At 72.3% G+C, this 17,697-nt stretch carries 14 protein-coding genes and 1 pseudogene; 8 read left to right on the forward strand and 7 right to left on the reverse strand.

All coding sequences use genetic code 11. The annotated features are described in order from the left end of the window. Positions 1–9 precede the first annotated feature (9 nt). Complete coding sequence (locus OG370_RS30030) at positions 10–945, reverse strand: SDR family oxidoreductase (RefSeq protein ID WP_328469718.1); 936 nt, start codon at positions 943–945, stop codon at positions 10–12. Positions 946–1,066: 121 nt separating this feature from the next. Here OG370_RS30030 and OG370_RS30035 point away from each other — a divergent pair, with 121 nt between their 5' ends. Further along, entirely contained in the window at positions 1,067–1,660 is a 594-nt protein-coding gene (locus OG370_RS30035) for a TetR family transcriptional regulator (RefSeq protein WP_328469720.1), read from the forward strand. Between the two features lie 396 nt (positions 1,661–2,056). Here the strand turns inward: OG370_RS30035 and OG370_RS30040 are convergent, their stop codons facing one another. Beyond that, positions 2,057–3,325: an MFS transporter gene (locus tag OG370_RS30040; protein ID WP_443060905.1), complete on the reverse strand. Its 1,269-nt coding sequence runs from the start codon at positions 3,323–3,325 to the stop codon at positions 2,057–2,059. 103 nt (positions 3,326–3,428) lie between these two features. Next, complete coding sequence (gene glgX / locus OG370_RS30045; RefSeq protein ID WP_443060906.1) at positions 3,429–5,747, reverse strand: glycogen debranching protein GlgX; 2,319 nt, start codon at positions 5,745–5,747, stop codon at positions 3,429–3,431. Positions 5,748–6,177: 430 nt separating this feature from the next. Between glgX and OG370_RS30050 the strand changes: the two are divergent. From OG370_RS30050 to OG370_RS30070, 5 genes and pseudogenes are all read left to right on the forward strand, one after another. Beyond that, positions 6,178–6,966 (forward strand): annotated as a pseudogene (locus tag OG370_RS30050) (Ig-like domain-containing protein); the annotation flags it as partial. 271 nt (positions 6,967–7,237) lie between these two features. Beyond that, on the forward strand, positions 7,238–8,410 hold the full coding sequence (locus OG370_RS30055) for a L,D-transpeptidase (protein ID WP_328469724.1): 1,173 nt from the start codon (positions 7,238–7,240) through the stop codon (positions 8,408–8,410). 60 nt (positions 8,411–8,470) lie between these two features. Then, positions 8,471–9,247, forward strand: a complete 777-nt coding sequence (locus OG370_RS30060) for an enoyl-CoA hydratase/isomerase family protein (protein ID WP_328469726.1) — start codon at positions 8,471–8,473, stop codon at positions 9,245–9,247. A 223-nt stretch (positions 9,248–9,470) separates the two neighbouring features. Then, positions 9,471–9,938 (forward strand): ATP-binding protein, encoded by a 468-nt coding sequence (locus tag OG370_RS30065; protein ID WP_328474540.1) that lies wholly within the window; start codon positions 9,471–9,473, stop codon positions 9,936–9,938. A gap of 488 nt (positions 9,939–10,426) precedes the next feature. After that, complete coding sequence (locus OG370_RS30070) at positions 10,427–11,386, forward strand: hypothetical protein (RefSeq protein WP_328469728.1); 960 nt, start codon at positions 10,427–10,429, stop codon at positions 11,384–11,386. Positions 11,387–11,438: 52 nt separating this feature from the next. Here the strand turns inward: OG370_RS30070 and OG370_RS30075 are convergent, their stop codons facing one another. After that, the gene (locus tag OG370_RS30075) at positions 11,439–12,656 is read right to left on the reverse strand and encodes an RNA-guided endonuclease InsQ/TnpB family protein (protein ID WP_328474542.1); all 1,218 of its coding nucleotides are present in this window, start codon (positions 12,654–12,656) and stop codon (positions 11,439–11,441) included. Positions 12,657–12,921: 265 nt separating this feature from the next. On the opposite strand from OG370_RS30075, the gene OG370_RS30080 reads away from it, so the two are divergent. Beyond that, the gene (locus OG370_RS30080) at positions 12,922–13,845 is read left to right on the forward strand and encodes an NADP-dependent oxidoreductase (RefSeq protein ID WP_328469730.1); all 924 of its coding nucleotides are present in this window, start codon (positions 12,922–12,924) and stop codon (positions 13,843–13,845) included. Between the two features lie 148 nt (positions 13,846–13,993). On the opposite strand, the gene OG370_RS30085 is transcribed toward OG370_RS30080, so the two are convergent. Both OG370_RS30085 and OG370_RS30090 read right to left on the reverse strand, forming a co-directional pair. Further along, on the reverse strand, positions 13,994–15,022 hold the full coding sequence (locus tag OG370_RS30085; protein WP_328469732.1) for a glycoside hydrolase family 16 protein: 1,029 nt from the start codon (positions 15,020–15,022) through the stop codon (positions 13,994–13,996). Positions 15,023–15,429: 407 nt separating this feature from the next. Further along, on the reverse strand, positions 15,430–16,374 hold the full coding sequence (locus OG370_RS30090; RefSeq protein WP_328469734.1) for a phosphotransferase family protein: 945 nt from the start codon (positions 16,372–16,374) through the stop codon (positions 15,430–15,432). A 183-nt stretch (positions 16,375–16,557) separates the two neighbouring features. Here OG370_RS30090 and OG370_RS30095 point away from each other — a divergent pair, with 183 nt between their 5' ends. After that, on the forward strand, positions 16,558–17,226 hold the full coding sequence (locus OG370_RS30095) for a class I SAM-dependent methyltransferase (protein WP_328469736.1): 669 nt from the start codon (positions 16,558–16,560) through the stop codon (positions 17,224–17,226). Positions 17,227–17,263: 37 nt separating this feature from the next. On the opposite strand, the gene OG370_RS30100 is transcribed toward OG370_RS30095, so the two are convergent. Continuing rightward, positions 17,264–17,659, reverse strand: coding sequence for a hypothetical protein (locus OG370_RS30100; RefSeq protein WP_328469738.1), 396 nt, complete (start codon positions 17,657–17,659; stop codon positions 17,264–17,266). Between the last annotated feature and the right edge of the window lie 38 nt (positions 17,660–17,697).

The raw sequence follows: 17,697 nt of genomic DNA on the forward strand, positions 1-17,697 counted from the left end.
GGGAGCGGGTCAGGCGGTCGGAGTGGTGAAGTAGTGGCCCTTGTCGAGGTCTTCGAGGAGGCCGGGGCCGGTCGGCTGCCAGTCGAGCAGCTCGCGGGTGCGGGCGCTGGAGACGGGGCTGTCGAGGCCGATGAAGGTGGACATCCAGGTGAAGTGGGCCTCCGCGTCGTCGGGGGCGATCGAGGCCACCGGCAGGTCGAGGTGGCGCCCGATCACCTCGGCGACCTCGCGGATCGGCACGCCCTCGTCCGCGACGGCGTGCAGCGTCGATCCGGCGGGGGCGCTCTCCAGGGCCAGCCGGAAGAGGGTCGCGGCGTCGGAACGGTGGACGGCCGGCCAGCGGTTGGCGCCGTCGCCGACGTAGCCGGAGACGCCCTTGGCGCGGGCGGTGCCGACGATGGTGGCGAGGAAGCCGTGGTCGCCGTCTCCGTGCACCGTCGGGGGGAGGCGGACGACGGAGGAGCGCACTCCGCGCTCGGCGAGGGCGGCCGTGGCGTGCGCGTTGGCCAGCCGCTTGGCCGGACCGCCGGTCACATGGTCGCCGACCGGGCTGCCGGCGACGCCGTCCTGCTCGGTGGCGAGCCGGCCCGGGGACAGCCCGAGCACGCCGGACGCGATGACGAACGGCCGGTCGGAGCCGGCGAGCACCTCGCCGAAGGTGTCGATGGCGAGGCGGTCCGCGTCGGCCGCGGCCTCGAAGCCGCCGCTGAACGCGATGTCGTGCTTGAAGGCCAGGTGGATCACGCCGTCGGACTCGGCGGCCGCGTCGCGCAGCGTGTCGATGTCGTCGATCGTGCCGCGGCGCACTTCCGCGCCGGCCCGGGCGAGGGCGTCGGCCGAGGCGTCGGAGCGGGCCAGCCCGATCACCTGGTGGCCGGCGCCGAGGACTTCCGGTACGACCGCGGAGCCGATCCAGCCGGACGCGCCGGTGATGAACACACGCATGAGGGGAGCCTCCTGGTAGGCAGGGTAGGCCGGCATATGCCGGGTCGCGACTGCCGATGTCAGTCACTGCTATCAACCGTAGCACTCGATGTCAGTCACTGCTATCACGTAGGATCGGGACATGGGTCGATGGGAGCCGAACGCGCGGGGGCGGCTCGAACAGGCCGCGATGGAGCTCTATCGGGAGCGGGGGTTCGAGCAGACCACCGCCGCGCAGATCGCGAGTCGTGCGGGGCTCACCGAGCGGACGTTCTTCCGGCACTACGCCGACAAGCGCGAGGTGCTGTTCGCGGGGGCGGCTCAGCTGGAGGAGCTCTTCGTGGACACGCTGGCGGGGGTGCCTGCGGCGGCCACGCCGTTGGAGGCGGTGGCGGCGACGCTGGCGGGGGTGGCGGAGGTGTTCGCGGGGCGGTACGAGTTCGCCCGGCAGCGGCAGTCGATCATCCTCGCGAACGAGGAGTTGCGGGAGCGGGAGTTGATCAAGCTGGCGTCGATATCGGCGCGGCTCGCGGAGGGGTTGCGGCGGCGGGGGGTCGCGGAGCCGGCGGCGAGTCTGGCGGGGGAAGCGGGGATCGCGGTGTTCAAGGTGGGGTTCGAGCAGTGGGTCGGGGTTGATGCGGGCGGGGGTGGGGTGCCCGGGGGGAAGGGTGGGCGTTCGCTCGGGGAGTTCGTGGGGGAGGCGCTGGGGGAGTTGAGGGTGGTGGTGGGGGGCTGACCCTCCGGGGTGGTGCGTTCTGTCGGTTCCGGGACCACTTGCCGGTGGGGGGGGCTTGTCGCGCCGTTCTCCCCCAGAGCTTCGCCTGGGAGGTACCCCCACGCGCCCCTGAGTAAGTGCGGCTGCTTCCTTGGAACGAACCTGACCTGGTTGCGGTGGTGTTGCGGGTTCCGGGTTCCCGCTGGGGGTGGTGGGGGTTCCCAGGCGCGCGGAAAGCCCGCGCTTTCCCAGGGGCGCGGGGAACTGCGCGCGTAACCGGGTACGGCGTGGGGTCGGGGCTGAGGGCTCGCGGCGGGTTGCCGTAGGGCGCGGGGAGCGGCGCGGGGGCCCACCACCGGGAGGTGGTCCTGGGGCCGACGGGACGGGGCGGCCTGGGGGGTCCGGCACCGTGGGGAGCTATTTGCGGGGGAGGTTGCGGACGGCGGGGATGGCGAGGAGGGCGGTGGCGACGAGGAGGGGGACGGCGCCGCCGAGGAGGAGGACGTGGCGGGCGCCGAACGTGGTGGAGGCGGGGCCGGCGATGGCCTGGCCGACGGGGACCATGGCGATGGAGCCGGCGACTTCGTAGGCGTGGATGCGGTTGAGGATGTCCCCGGGCACTTGGGTCTGCACGCTGGTCGCCCAGTTGACGCCCCAGTAGGCCGAACTGGCCCCGGCCACGAGCATGCAGCAGGTGATCGCCCAGACGGGGAGCCCGAGCCCGACGGACGTCGGCATGAGCATCGTGCCGAAGAGCGCGAGGGAGCCGGCCCGCAACGGCCGGCTGGACCGTATCCGCATCGCGCACAGCGCACCGAGCGCGGTGCCGGCGCCGAGCGCGGAGTTGACCAGGCCGTAGGCGCCCGCGCCGTGGGCCGGGATGATCTCGGCGGCGGCCAGCGGGGTGTACGGGCCGACCGTGCACACCATGTAGACCATCCACACGAGGATCACCGACCACATCCAGGTGCGGGCGCGGAACTCCCGCCAGCCCTCGGCCAGGTCGGCCCGGAAGGTCGAGACGGCCGCGGTCAGCCGCGGCGGCAGCGGCGGCAGCCGCAGCGAGATCAGGCACAGCGCGCTGGCGAGGTAGGTGGTGGCGTGGGCGGCGAAGACCACGCCGGTGGAGGTGAAGCCGACCAGCACGCCCGCGAGCGCGGGTCCGACCAGGCTGGCCACGGACTCGGCGGTGCGGGTCGCCCCGTTGGCGCCCTGCACGTCGGTCGCCACCCGCACGATGGTGCTGGCCACGCCGGGCTGGAACATCGCCGCGCAGGTGCCGTTGATCACCGCGATCACGGCCATCTCCCACAGCCGCACCTGGTGGGTGGCGAACAGGACGGCCGCGGTGGACTGCGAGCAGACCCGGACCAGGTCCGCGCCGATCATCAGCGCGCGGGCGTCGAACCGGTCCGCGAACACCCCGCCGAAGACCACGAACCCGGCGAAGCAGGCGGTGGACGCGGCCATCACCAGGCCGATGTCGCCGGCCGAGTAGCCGTAGCCGAGCAGGCCCGCCGACAGCGCCACGGGCAGCATGGTGTCGCCGAGCATCGCGACCGTGCGGGCGGTGAAGAAGTACCGGAAGTTGGCGGACCACAGCGGGCCGGCCGGCGGGCGTACGGAAGGCCCCGAAACGGCGGTGGCGGCTTCGGGGCCGAAATGCGGAGAGCTCACCCCGCCAATATGGACTGGACCACTCGGTAACTTCCACAGGGTTCTGACCTGCGAGATGCCGGGACGGCCCAGGTCGGGCGGGGGCGGCCGGGAAGGACCGGGACGGCCGGGTTCAGCCCGCTTCCGGCCGTACCCGCAGGAGCCGTACCGAGCGTGCCGAGATCGTCACCGGCCGTCCGCCCGCGAGGAGTTGGCCGTCCGTTCCGTCCGTGGCGGGCTGACCGGCCGTTCCGTCCTCCGCGGTGTCCAGCACCACCTCGTACCCCGACGCCCACGGCGGTCCCGGCAGCGTGAACTCCAGCGGGCGGTGGTCGGCGTGCACGATCAGCAGGAAGCTGTCGTCCACCACCGGCTCGCCGCGCGCGTCCCGCTGCGGGATGTCCCGGCCGGACAGCAGCATGCCCAGCGTCGCGGACGGCGCGAACCAGTCCTCCTCGGCCATCTCCTGCCCGTCCGGCCCGAACCAGGTCACGTCCCGCAGTCCCTCGGGCGCCAGCGACAGGCCGGAGAAGAAGCCGCCGCGGCGCAGCACCGGGTGCGCGTGGCGCAGCGCGATCAGCCGCGCGGCCAGGTCGAGCAGCGCCGCCCAGCACGGGTCCTCGCGCAGCGACCAGTCCACCCAGCCGGTCTCGTTGTCCTGGCAGTAGGCGTTGTTGTTGCCGCCCTGGGTGCGGCCCATCTCGTCGCCGGCCACCAGCATCGGCACCCCGGTGGACAGCAGCAGCGTGGCCAGCAGGTTCCGCAACTGGCGGTGGCGCAGCGCGAGGACGTCCGGGTCGTCGGTGCCGCCCTCCGCGCCGCAGTTCCAGGAGCGGTTGTCGTCGGTGCCGTCCCGGCCGTCCTCGCCGTTGGCCGCGTTGTGCTTGCCGTTGTAGCTGACCAGGTCGCGCAGGGTGAAGCCGTCGTGCGCGGTGACGTAGTTGACCGAGGCGTAAGGCCGCCGGCCGCCCCAGTCGTAGAGGTCGCTGGACCCCGACAGGCGGTAGCCGAGGTCGCGCACGTCGCCGGTCGCGCCGCGCCAGAAGTCCCGGACGGTGTCGCGGAACCGGTCGTTCCACTCGGTCCACAGTGGTGGGAACGCGCCCACCTGGTAGCCGCCGTCGCCGACGTCCCACGGCTCGGCGATCAGCTTCACCCGGCGCAGCACCGGGTCCTGGGCGATCACCGCGAGGAACGGCGAGAGCATGTCCACGTCGTGCAGCGAGCGGGCCAGCGCGGCGGCGAGGTCGAAGCGGAAGCCGTCCACGCCCATCTCGGTGACCCAGTAGCGCAGGCTGTCGGTGATCAGGCGCAGCACGTGCGGCTGCACCACGTTGAGGGTGTTGCCGCAGCCGGTGTAGTCGGAGTAGCCGCGCGGGTCCGGGCCGAGCCGGTAGTAGCCGCGGTTGTCGATGCCGCGCAGCGACAGCGTCGGGCCGCCCTGGCCGCCCTCGGCGGTGTGGTTGTAGACCACGTCGAGGATCACCTCGATGCCCGCCGCGTGCAGCGCCCGCACCATCCGCTTGAACTCCCCGACCTGCCCGCCGCGGCTGCCGCTGGCGCTGTAGCCGGCGTGCGGGGCGAAGTAGCCGATCGAGTTGTAGCCCCAGTAGTTGTGCAGGCCCCGGCGCAGCAGGTGCTCCTCGTCGGCGAACTGGTGCACCGGCAGCAGCTCCACGGCGGTGACGCCCAGCCGGGTCAGGTGCGCGATCGCGGCCGGGTGGGCGAGGCCGGCGTAGCTGCCGCGCAGCTCCGGCGGGACGTCGGGGTGCCGCCGGGTGAACCCGCGCACGTGCAGCTCGTAGATGACCGTGTCCGACCAGGGCGTCTTGGGGCGGCGGTCGTCCTGCCAGTCGTCGTCGTCCTCGACCACCACGCCCTTGGGGACGTACGGCGCGGAGTCGCGGTTGTCGCGCACGGTGTCGGCGACGTCCTGCTCGGGCCAGTCGCGCGCGTGGCCGTACACCTCGGGGAGCATCGTGAACTCGCCGTCCACCGCGCGGGCGTACGGGTCGAGCAGCAGCTTCGCCGGGTTCCAGCGGGCGCCGGTCCAGGGGTCCCAGCGGCCGTCGACCCGCAGGCCGTAGCGCTGCCCGGGGCGTACGCCCGGCAGGAAGCCGTGCCACACCTCGTGGGTCAGTTCGGTGAGCGGGGCGCGGGTCTCGGTGCCGTCGTCGGCGAACAGGCAGACCTCGACGGACTCGGCGCCGCCCGCCCACAGCGCGAAGTTGGTGCCGGGCGTGCCGTCGGGGCCGGTGTGGAAGCGGGCGCCGAGCGGCTGCGGGGAGCCGGGCCAGACGGTGGCGGGGGCCGGCGGCGCGTCGGCGGGGGAGGCCGGGGCGGCGCCGGTCTCCGGGCCCGCGCTGCGCGTACGGCTCGTGCCGCTCGTCGTGCCCGTGCCGCTCGTCGTGCTCGTACGGGGCCCCGGCGGTGCGGCCGGGGCCCCGGGTATGCCGGATATGCCGGGCTGCTGGGGCACTTCACGGGCTCCCGGGGCCGGGCGGGGGAAGGGCTCCGCCCGCCCGGCGGCGCCGAACTCGCGCGTCTCGGACACGTGTCTGCCCTCCAGCGGCTCCGGCACGGCTCTCGGCGTCGCCAGGCGTCCCGTGCCCGGCGGCCGACCGTGTCTTTGCAGGCATTGTTCCCGCGCGGGTGGCCCGTCACCCCGAAGCCGCCCCGCAGTCACCAACCCGGCATCACGTCGTTGACCTTGTGTGACAGGTGTGGCGACGCGCGCACAGCGTGCAACGAAGGGTCCGGTCGCGGTGATCGCCGCGGCGGTGGCGGCACTGGCGGTGCTGACCGCCGGATGCGGTGCGGGCGGCGGCGCGGACGACAAGCCGCGCCCGTCGGCGAGCACCGGGCCGGCGACGAAGCCGCCGACGTTCGTCGGTGTCTACTCCCCGGAGACGGGGACCACCGTCGGCACCGGAATGATCATCTCCCTGGACTTCACCCGGCACATCACCGACCGGGCCGCTGTCGAGCGCGGCGTCAGCGTCACCAGCGTGCCGCCGGTCGAGGTGACCGGCCACTGGTTCGGCGACCAGCGGCTTGACCTGCGCCCGGCCCGGTTCTGGCAGCCGGGCACCCGGGTCACCCTCCATCTGCGGCTGCGCGGGGTGCAGGGCACCCCGGGCGTGCGCGGCGTGCAGTCCAAGGACGTGGCCTTCTCCGTCGGCCGTGACCAGCACAGCACCGTGGACGTGCTCACCCACACCATGACCGTGGTCCGCGACGGCCACCTGCTGCGCGTGCTGCCGATCTCCGCGGGCAGCGACCAGCACACCACGTACAACGGCATCATGATGATCTCCGACAAGTACAAGGTGACCCGGATGAACGGCAGCACCGTGGGCTTCGGCGGGGAGTACGACATCCCGGACGTGCCGCACGCGATGCGGCTGACCAGATCGGGCACCTTCGTGCACGGCAACTACTGGTCGCCGCCGTACGTCTTCGGCACGCGGAACGTCAGCCACGGCTGCGTCGGCCTGCGGGACCGCAAGGGCGGCGGCGCGGACACGCCGGCCGGGTGGTTCTACGGGCAGTCCATCGTGGGCGACACTGTGGAGGTGGTGAACTCCCCGGACGCCACGGTCGCCCCGGACAACGGGATGAGCGGGTGGAACCTGAGCTGGCCGGAGTGGACCGCCGGGTCCGCGCTCTGAGCCGCGGCGGGTATCCGCACACGTGCACACCCGGTACTCCTGAGGTGAATCGTGCGTTGACCGGCCGCGTCTTCGGGTAGACACCCGGATGGCAGTTGGGACGGAACAGTGACATTCCCGTGGCACGGGTACGCGGTTCATATGGTTTTCTTGCGCTGGCAGGGGGAGTTCGGGTGTGTCGCGCGGTAGGGGAGTCAGGACTTTGAAGCCGATAGGTGGGGCCCGTGGTGCCAGAAGGCACGCGGCTGCGGCTCTGGTGCTCGGAGCGCTGATGCTGGTGGTGACCGCTTGCGGTCCCGACGGCAGCGGCAGCAAGGCGAGCTCGGGCAGCGACGACGGCAAGGGCGGTGGCGCCAAGACCAGCGCCCCGGACACGACCGTCTCGAAGGCGGTCGTCGACATCACGCCCAAAGACGGCGCGAGCAACGTCGCGACCACCGGCGTGCTCAAGGTGGCGGCGACGGGCGGCAAGCTGTCCACGGTGACCGTGAAGGACGACAAGGGCAACCCGGTGGACGGCAGCATCACGTCCGACGGGCTCGGCTGGGCGCCGAGCGGCCATCTGAACACCTCCACCGAGTACACGGTGGACGCGTCCGCGAAGGACTCCTCGGGCCGCGAGTCCGACAAGCACGCGACCTTCACCACGGTGGTGCCCAAGGACTCCTTCGTCGGGTTCTTCACCCCGGAGGACAACTCCACCGTGGGTGTCGGCATGGAGGTGTACCTCAACTTCAACCGGCCGATCACCAACAAGAAGGCCGTCGAGCAGGGGCTGAGCGTCACCGCGTCGCCGTCCGTGCCGATCGCGGGCCACTGGAACGGCAACACCCAGCTCTTCTTCCGCCCGCAGGACTACTGGGCGGCCGGCACCAAGGTCACCCTCAAGCTCAACCTGGACGGGGTGGAGGGCGCCCCCGGGGTGTACGGCAAGCAGAACAAGTCGGTGCACTTCACGGTGGCCCGCCGCCAGGTCAGCGTGGTGGACGCGGCGAAGCACACCATGACCGTCTACCGCGACAACAAGGCGATCAGGACCATCCCGATCTCCTCCGGCGCTCCGGACCACACCACGTACAACGGCAAGATGGTGATCTCGGAGAAGTACATCAAGACCCGGATGAACGGCGACACGGTCGGCTTCGGCGGGGAGTACGACATCCCGGACGTGCCGCACGCGATGCGGCTGACCAACTCCGGCACCTTCATCCACGGCAACTACTGGGCCGCGACCTCCGTCTTCGGCCACAGCAACACCAGCCACGGCTGCGTCGGGCTGCACGACGTGCGCGGCGCGGGTGACGCGAGCACACCGGCCGCCTGGTTCTACAACAACTCGCTGATCGGGGACGTGGTCCAGGTGACCAACTCCCACGACAAGACGGTGCAGTGGTACAACGGCCTCAACGGCTGGAACATGCCGTGGAGCGAGTGGACCGCCTGATCGTGTTCGACCGTACGGCCCGCCCTTCGCCGGGGCGGGCCGTCGTCGTACGCTCCGGTCATGACTGAAACCCCGGTGATTCTTGAGGTCGAGGACGGCGTCGGCACCATCCGGCTGGACCGGCCGCCGATGAACGCGCTGGACGCGGCGATGCAGGACCTGCTCAAGGAGCTGGCCGAGCAGGCCGCCGCGCGGGCGGACGTACGGGCGGTGGTGGTGTGGGGCGGCCCGAAGGTGTTCGCGGCGGGCGCGGACATCAAGGAGATGCGGGCGATGTCGTACCAGGACATGGTGGACCGCTCGCGCGGGTTGCAGGACGCCTTCAGCGCGGTGGCCCGCATCCCGAAGCCGGTGGTGGCGGCGGTCAACGGCTACGCGCTGGGCGGCGGTTGCGAGCTGGCGCTGTGCGCGGACATCCGGATCGCCGCGGAGAACGCCAAGCTGGGCCAGCCGGAGATCCTGCTCGGGCTGATCCCGGGCGCGGGCGGCACCCAGCGGCTGGCCCGGCTGGTCGGCCCGTCCCGCGCCAAGGACCTGATCTTCACCGGCCGGACCGTCGGCGCGGCCGAGGCACAGACGCTCGGCCTGGTCGACCGGGTGGTCCCGGCCGAGCAGGTGTACGCGCAGGCGCTGGCGTGGGCGCGGCAGTTGGCCCGCGGCCCGGCGTACGCGCTGCGGGCCGCGAAGGAGGCCGTGGACGGCGGTCTGGACACCGACCTCGCCAGCGGGCTCACCCTCGAACGCACTCTGTTCGCCGGACTGTTCGCGACCGAGGACCGCGAGACGGGGATGCGCAGCTTCGTCGAGAACGGCCCCGGCCAGGCGGAGTTCGCCTGAGCGCGGTTCGCTTCGCGGGCGGTCGCGGGCGCGGTCACGAGTGTTCGCGGCCGCCCGGCCGGGGGCGCGCCGGCGCCGTGTGACGCGGGTGACGCCGGTTCAGATGAATTAGCGGGGTTACCGGGCGAACCCGTCCTGTTACGGCCATCATGAAGACATGGCGGTACGGGGTGGTGCGGAGCAGCCGCGGCAGGCGGCACAAGTGGCCGGTGGGGTACCGCTCATGGCCGCGGACGACCCCGGTGAGGCCGATGACCCCGACGACGCAGCCGCCGCCGCGGCCAAGGCACTGGAGCTGATCGGGGACCCCTCGGTCAAGGAGGTGCACCTCGCCTCGCGGCCCGAGTCGGCCTCCACCGCCCGCCGGCTGTCGCTGTCGGTGGTGCGGATGTGGGGCCTGCCGCACCTCGCCGACACCGTGGAACTGCTCGTCTCGGAACTGGTCGGCAACGCGGTACGGCACACCGGCGCGCGGATGTTCGGGCTGCGGATGCAACGGCGGCGCGGCTGGGTGCGGGTGGAGGTGCGCGACCCGTCGCGGGCGCTGCCCTGCCTGATGCCGGTGCGCGAGATGGACACCAGCGGCCGCGGGCTCTTCCTGGTCGACAAGCTCTCCGACCGCTGGGGGGTCGACCTCCAGCCGCGCGGCAAGACCACGTGGTTCGAGCTGCGGGTCATGGACCGGATCTGAGGGGTGCGGCACACTCGTCAGGAGCGGTGCGGGACACTCGTCGGGAACCGTCGGGAACGGGAAGAGGCCCTCCGCGCGTCGGGGGGGATGACAGCGGGGGGCCTCTTCAACATCGCCGCGAAGCAGGGGGGGTGTTCCGCGGCGCCCTGGGAACGGCCGAGCTCGGGTCCGTGGCGGCCGTTGTACTCGACTCTCGCACGGGTCGGGGTGCGAGAGCAAGTTTGGGAAGCGTGTCTCTCGCCACAAACCGGGCATATTACTTGTGGATGAAAGGGTGACATGTGCCACCCACCTTGTAAATGATGGTTAAACTCTCTCATGACCTTTTCATATAGAGAATGCTTATGTGACCGGTGAGACCCTGTAGGGGGTTCACCCTGACTCCATGGTGGGGTAAGCCCCCATAGGAGTTGGGGGATTCGCCGGATGGGCAGGGCCGCGCCGCCGCGAGAGGCTCGGGTGGTCGGTCGGCAACACGAGGAGAGCCTGTGGCAGGCACCATGGCAGCAACGGGGGCGGGCACCGCCCCGGCGGCGATACGCGCCGTACCGGCCTTCGTCCGGTTCGTGGTCTTCGGCGGCGGTGTCACCCTGCTGGGCAGCGGCGCGCTGCTGCTGGTCGGCGACCGCGCGCCGGTCGCCGCCGCCAACGCCGTCGTCACCGTCGTGACCACCCTGCTCGCCACCGAACTGCACACCCGCTTCACCTTCCGGCGCGGCCGGGCGAGCTGGAGCGACCACTGCGCGAGCGGGCTCACGGTCCTGCTGTCGTACCTCTTCACCACCGGCGCGCTGCTCGGCTACGACGCCTTCCACACCGGCGGCGGCGCCCTGGTGCGGCAGGGCGTCTACCTCGCCGCCTCCGGGGCCGCCGGGATCGCCCGCTTCCTGCTGCTGCGGTACGTCTTCGCGCGTACCCGCCGCGCTCAGTCGCCGACCGCGCGCGGCGGGCGGATCGCCGGGGTCGCGGGCCAGGTGGCCGGCGTCGCGGGTCCGGTCGTGCGGGCCGCCCGGAGCGCTTGGGGTGCTTGGGGTGCCTGGGGTGCCTGGGGTGCGGCGCCGCTCGCCCGTGCCGTACGGGCCTTCCGGTTCGCGCCGGTCGTCGTGCCGCCGTCGGTGTCGCTGCCGATGCCGGTTCCGGTGCCGGTGCGCGTGGCCTTGCGGGCGCGGGGGCCGGTCGCCGCGCCGGGCGGGGGAGCGGTGGCCGCGGTGCCGGGTCCGCGCACCGCACCCGCCGACCCCGTACCCGGGCGGGCCGTGCCCGACATCCTCGTCGCCGCCGTGATCCCGTCGGGCCGGGCCGCCTCACGGCCCCCCGTCGTGGCAGCGGCCATCGCCGCCACGGTGCCCTGGGCCACGCCCGCGCTGTGGGCCATGGCCACCGCCTCCCCGCGCGAACCGGCACCCAACTTGCCGAGAATGTTGGCGACATCAACTTCTTGGCCCTGAAGGCCGGTCTCGTCGACCTGGTCTCAGGCTTCGTCGCGCTCCCGACTGCCCCCTACGAGAGGACGGTCACGGGTCGCATCCACCACTTCGGGCTATGTCCGTTGTGGTGCGGGTCCGTTGATGAGAACCCACGCCGAGCGTGCGCGGTTCGCACGTTGACCCCGGCGACGTGGTCGGCGGGGCCAGCGAGCCCGCACCGACGACAGCAGAAGGTGTCCCGGTCGGGACGATTGTTATTCGCGGTGTGCCCACATCTGGGGCACATCTGCGATGTGTAGGCCGGCTCCACCCAGATCACCGGGACCCCGGCGCTCTCAGCCTTGTACGCGATGTACCGGTCGAGTTGGTGGAACGGCCAGGAGGACAGCGCGGCCCGCTGATCGCGGCGGGGCCGTACCCGGTCGCGGATACCCCGAAGCTCCTCCAGGGCGATCCCGCGACCGGTGCTCCCCCAGAGCTCCGCCTGGGCGGGACCCCCAGCGACGGCCACGCAGTCCTTGGCAATGGTGTGGTTGATGTGCGCGGCGTGCCGCGCCTCCCTCCTCGCCCGCCGTTTCAACCGGCGGTTCGCACTACGAGTCCGCTTCGCCTGCAACTCCGCCCTCTTGCGGCCCTGCCACCTGCGGTAGCGCGACAGCCTGCGGCCGGAGTAGTTCCTGCCGTCCGAGGTCGTGGCGAGGTTGACGATGCCCCGGTCCACCCCGATCCAGTCCACCGGGTGGACGTTCAGTGGGACGGCTGGGACCTCGCACACCGCGAGCAGGAACCACTTCCCCTCCCGGCACACCAGATCGCTCCCGCCCTTCCGGAACCCGGCGAGGGTCTTCAAGTGGTCGGGCGCGCCGGTGAACCGCACACCTTTCAAGCGCCCCGCCACCGTCCAGATACTCGCGGTGCCCGCGTCGTGCTGCCAGTACAGCATCCGGTCGTCGAACGGCTGCGCCGCGTCCGGCCGGAACGCAATCCGCTTGCTCGTCGTCCGGGCCCGGCGCGGGGAGCCTTCCGGACCGAGCCGCCCGGCCCGGACGTTGCCGCGCAAGGCGGCGTACGCGTCCACGACCTTCTTCACCGTGCGCACCGCCGCCTGCGCACCCAGCCCGAACTCGCCCTTCAGCCGACCGTAGGTCAACTTGTGGAGGTCATTGCGCGAGGTAGCGCCCTTCGCGAACGCGACCGCCGAGACAGCGTCCGCCGCTTCGTTCACCACCCGCAGGGTCGCCGCCAGCGCAGCCGCCTCCTCCGGCCCCGGCGGCAGCCGCACCCGCACCATGATCTTCACGATGACAGGCTAAACGGGGGCACTGACAATGCCTGCTGAGCCGCAACGCCACCGCGAGGGAGCGGCGCACTGCCAATCAGGCGACGGTCGTCCGCCTCGGCGCCGAAGTAAAGGTCAGGGAGCCAGGCGAGACGTATGGTGGAGCCACCAGGCGGCCGGTGCAAGGGACTCCGCCGAGCTCACCATCGTGTGGCCCATTCCCAGCGGCGGTCGGCGGAATCATGCCGGTCTCACGAACCAGGGAACGGGACACGCCATGACCAAGGCCATCGCCTTCACCGAGTTCGGCACCCCTGACGTGCTGCACACCCTTGACGTCGACCTGCCCGAGCCGGGCGCCGGGCAGGTGCGGATCGCCGTGCGCGCCGCGGGCGTCAACCCGGTCGACAGCAAGATCCGTTCCGGCGCCATGCAGCAGGTCTTCCCGACCCCCTTCCCGCACGTGCCCGGCGTCGAGGCGTCGGGCGTGGTCGAGGCGGTCGGCTCCGGCGTCACCGGGTTCGCCGTCGGCGACGAGGTCTTCGGCCAGACCGTCACCGGTGCGTACGCCGAACAGGCCCTCGCGCCCGCCGACCGCCTGGCACCGAAGCCGGACAGTCTCGACTGGGCCGCCGCCGCGGCGCTCCCGGTCGCCACCGAGACCACCTACCGCGCGCTGGAGCCCCTCGCCCTGCGGCCCGGCGAGACGCTGCTCGTGCACGGTGCCGCCGGCGGGGTCGGCACCGTCGCCGTCCAGTTCGCGGTCGCGCGCGGCGTGAAGGTGATCGGCACCGCGAGCGACGCCAACCACGAGCGCCTGCGCGCGCTCGGCGCCGTACCGGTCCGCTACGGCGACGGCCTCGTCGAGCGGGTACGGGCCCTCGCTCCCGACGGGGTCGACGCCGCGTTCGACCTCTCCGGTCAGCCGCAGGCCCTCGCGGACTCCGTCGAACTGACCGGCGGCAGCGAACGCGTCATCACCGTCGCCAACGCCGTGGCCGCGAAGGAGGCCGGGATCGCGTTCACCGGCGGCGGCGAATCCGACCGCAGCCGGCCCGCCTTCGAGGAGGCGCTCGCCCTGCTCGCCGCCGGAAAGCTCCACCTCGCCGTGCACCGCGCCTATCCGCTCGCCGAGGCGGCCGACGCGCAGCGGGAGAGCGAGACGGGCCACGCGACCGGGAAGATCGTCCTGACCGTGTGAGGACCTGAGCACGACACGGCGGGCCGCCTCGCCGTACGGCGGTCCGGGGTGCGTGGACGCGGCGGGTGGGCCGGACACGGAGTCCGGCCCACCCGCCGTTCATGGGGTGCCGCGGTGCGTGGAGTGGTGCGGTGCGACGCTCAAGCGGCTACGGCGCCTTGTTGTAGACCGCGACGTAGTCGACGTTCATCTGACCGCCGGAGACCGTCGAGGAGTTGGGGCCGCCGCCGAACGCGTCGGGGAAGCCGCCGCCCATCGCCAGGTCGTAGATGATGAAGAACGGGTGGTCCACGGCGTTCGCCCACGTGGTGGCGTCCACCTGCGTGGAGTTGACGGTGAAGTAGTTCTGCCCGTCCAGGTACCAGCGGATCTGCTCGGGCGACACCGAGCGGTCGATCTGCACCGCGTACGTGTGGTAGCCGGTCTGGCAGCCGGAACAGGCGTGCTCGCCGGAGCCGATGCCGGTCGACTCGTTGCACGGGCCGCCCGGGTTGGTGCCGCAGTGCAGCGTGCCGAACACCGAGCTGCGGGCGTTGATGTCCTCCAGGATGTCCACCTCGCCCGAGGTCGGCCAGGTGGTGCCGGTGCGCAGCGTCGAGCCGAGCATCCAGAACGCGGGCCAGTAGCCCGCGCCGTTGGCCGTGGTCAGGTCCGGCTGCTGGATCGAGGACTGCATCATCACCACGCCGCCGGCGGGCGCGCCGAAGCTGTCGCTCTGCGTCTCGATCCGGCCCGACGTCCAGCCCGAGCCCGGGTCCGATCCGTCGTGCAGCGCCTTCAGCACCAGGTGGCCGTTGCCGTCCTCGTAGACGTTCGAGGTGCTGTTGGTCATCGTCTCGATCTCACCGGTGCCGAAGCTGCTGCCCGGCCCGGTGTCGTACTTCCAATCCGACGACGGCACACCGGTGTTCGCGGCGCCGTTGAAGTCGTCGCTCCAGGTGGTGGTGAAGCCGGCAGGCGGCGCGGGCACGTCGTTCGGTGCGACGGTGGCCGCGGTCGGGGCGGCCGCGCTTCCGGTGCCCGTGGCCGCGGTCATCCCGGCCAGACTCAGCGCGGCCACGGCCAGCGCGGTCAGTGCCAACCGTCCTTTCGGCCTGCGGGTGCGCCGCGCCGCGCGGCCGGCGCGGCCTGGCCCGCCCTGCGCCTTCTCCTGCTCTGGTACCTGTCCGCTGGACATGCGGTCTCCTGTCCCGATCGGAATCTGTGGGGGGTTGCGCCCGTGGGCGCGCAAGTGCCATGAGGAAGCGCTGAGTTCACGACGCGCATACGGCTGCCGTGCATCTCTCCTGCCCGGGTGGGGTCCGTGTACAGGGTCGCTACGCTCGTGAGAGCGCTCTCTCGGTCAGACAGTGGTCTAGTGCCCCGCTTCCTGGGAGTCAATCCGCCCCACACAAACCCTGCGCAACTCCTGTCCCACAGTGATCCGTTCGGCGGGGTGCGGGAGAGCGTGCGGAGGTGCTCGGGGGTGTGGGGGCGTAACGGGGAGCGGTGGGGTGCCCGTTGGGGATGCCGGTCGCCGTACGCAGCTGGTGCGGTGGCGCGTTGCCGGTGGTGGGTTGCGGCAGTGGGCGGCGGGTGGCGCGCTCAGATCCGCCCGGAGGACGGGAGCGCGCGGTAGTGCGCGAGGCGGTCGTCGGTCCACGCGGTGTGGCGCGTGCGGAGCTCTGCCGGGGTGAGGTCGGTGCGCCCGAGATCCTGGTAGTTCGGGTACCAAGTCTCCACGGAGTGACGCGAGTTGGTGAGGGCGAACAGGTCCCACAGCACCATGGCGGGCAGGTCCTGGCCGGCCGCCTCCTCGTACGCGGCCAGGAACGTCTCGGCTGCGGCCGGGCCGTGCAGCAGGACGAGGTCGAGCCGGCACCAGCTCACGTCGAAGCCGCGCGGTGCCAGTGAGGCGCCGGACCAGTCGATGACGCCGGTGAGCCGGTCCCCCTGCCACAGGACGTTGCCCGACCAGTAGTCGTAGTGCGTCAGGACCGGTGCTTCCTCGGTGAGGCGGTGGCCGTGGGAGGCCAGGATCGCGGAGGCGGGAGCGGGAGCAGGGCCGGTGCCGGGGTCGGAGGAGGCGGCGGCATGGGCGGAGGCGGCGTCCTTGATGGCTGCCATTCCGTCCCGCAGTCCGGTGAGCCCGTAAAGCGGGACCTCGTGGAGCCGGGCCAGGGTGCGGCCCAGTTGGACCGCCGCCACCTCGGGGGACGCCGGTGTGATGTCCGAGCGGCCGGGGAGACGGGTGATCAAGGTCGCGGGTTCGCCGAACCGCTCTCCTTCGGGGTCGGCGCCGAGCAGCCGAGGCGCCCAGCCGCCCAGTCCGTCGAGCGCCGCCAGGACGACGGCCGCCCGAGCGGCGGCGCGGTCGCCGGGCGGGTAGCGGTGCAGGATCATCTCGTGCGCCGGGTCCACGGTCTCCAGCAGGTGCGTGGCGGCGTGGGTGCCCCCGAGCAGTCGCCGTACGGTGCGCGCGGAGGCTTCGGGGCCGGCGACTTCCGCCGCCCAGGTGAGCGCGGCGGCAGGCGGCTGGGAGTCGATCACCGGGTCAGTGTGCACGGCCGCGGACTGCGGGGCCACCGGTTTCCGCGCCGTGGCGGCCGTGGCGGCCGTTGCCGCCGTTGCCGCTGCGCCCGCCGCGGTGCGGGCGCACCGGATTCCGCATTCCCCGTGCACCGATCGCCTGTTGTCCTGCCGTCCCCAGGGCCGTCGTCCTATGGTGGGCCGATGCGTGCACACTCCGTTGACCGCCCGGCCGACCTCGACAAGGTTCGCGAGTCCTATGACCGGGTGGCGGACAACTACGTTCACATGGTGGCGACGACGGGGCTCGGCGACATCCGTCTCCAGCCCTGGCTCAAGGCGACCATGGACGCCTTCGCCGACACCGTGAGCGACCTCGGCCCGGTGCTCGACGTCGGCTGCGGACCCGGAACGGTGACCGCCTACCTCGTCGAGCGCGGCCTGGACGCGTCCGGCGTCGATCTCTCGCCCCGCATGATCGAGAACGCCCGCCGACTGCACCCGGAGTGCCGCTTCGACGTCGCCTCCGCCACCGAACTCGACCTCGCGGAAGGGTCCCTCGGCGGCGTGCTCGGGTGGTGGTCGCTGTTCAACCTCCCGCGCGACGTCCTTCCGCAGGTGCTCGCCATGTTCGCGCGCGCCCTGAAGCCCGGCGGGCACTTCATCACCGCGACCCACGTCGGAGACGAGGACGCGGTGCGCACCGAGGCGTACGGCGGCGTGTCCGTTCGCTGGACCACGCACAAGTGGCGGCCGGAAGAACTCGTCCACCTGATCGAACGGGCCGGCCTGAGCCCCGTCGCCGAACTCCGGCTCCCCGCCGACGAGCAGATCGGCCCCGGGGTGGTCGTCGTCGCCAAACGCCCCGCCTGAGCCCGGGCGGCGGGAGAGGGGCACCACCCGGTGGACGTCACGGAGTTGGTCGTACGGGTGCGGCGGGGGTTCGGTTGAGGGTCGGCGGGCGGCTCGGGGCGGTGAGGGTCTCGTACAGGGGCCGGCCGTCGAGCTGTTCGGCGGCCGGGGTGGACGGCGGGTCCCAGCCGCGGGCCGTGGCCTCGTCCAGGAAGGCCCGGGCCGTGCCGGGTTCGTGCAGGTTCAGCCAGGGGCCGTTGGAGGTGGCGATGGCGCCGGAGGGGGCGTAGCCGTCGGGGACCACGCGGCCGGGGCCTGCCTGGAAGACGATCATGAGCCGTCCGGAGGCCCCGAGGCGACGGAGGGAGAGGACCTCGCGGCAGATCGTCTCCTGGCCCTGCCCGACAGGGTGTTGGTGCCGCACGGACCACAGGAATGTCGTGCCGTCGACCACGAGACGTCGGGCTTCTTGTCGTTGCGCGCCATCGGTGG

Source organism: Streptomyces sp. NBC_00448 (genome assembly GCF_036014115.1).
In the GTDB taxonomy this organism is placed as follows: domain Bacteria; phylum Actinomycetota; class Actinomycetes; order Streptomycetales; family Streptomycetaceae; genus Actinacidiphila.

Coding starts and splice junctions, on each gene's coding strand:
- OG370_RS30055 (WP_328469724.1), top strand. CDS start 7,238: ATGCTGGTGGTGACCGCTTGCGGTCCCGACGGCAGCGGCAGCAAGGCG.
- OG370_RS30035 (WP_328469720.1), top strand. CDS start 1,067: ATGGGTCGATGGGAGCCGAACGCGCGGGGGCGGCTCGAACAGGCCGCG.
- OG370_RS30075 (WP_328474542.1), bottom strand. CDS start 12,656: ATGGTGCGGGTGCGGCTGCCGCCGGGGCCGGAGGAGGCGGCTGCGCTG.
- OG370_RS30095 (WP_328469736.1), top strand. CDS start 16,558: ATGCGTGCACACTCCGTTGACCGCCCGGCCGACCTCGACAAGGTTCGC.
- OG370_RS30085 (WP_328469732.1), bottom strand. CDS start 15,022: ATGTCCAGCGGACAGGTACCAGAGCAGGAGAAGGCGCAGGGCGGGCCA.
- OG370_RS30060 (WP_328469726.1), top strand. CDS start 8,471: ATGACTGAAACCCCGGTGATTCTTGAGGTCGAGGACGGCGTCGGCACC.
- OG370_RS30030 (WP_328469718.1), bottom strand. CDS start 945: ATGCGTGTGTTCATCACCGGCGCGTCCGGCTGGATCGGCTCCGCGGTC.
- OG370_RS30065 (WP_328474540.1), top strand. CDS start 9,471: ATGGCCGCGGACGACCCCGGTGAGGCCGATGACCCCGACGACGCAGCC.
- OG370_RS30080 (WP_328469730.1), top strand. CDS start 12,922: ATGACCAAGGCCATCGCCTTCACCGAGTTCGGCACCCCTGACGTGCTG.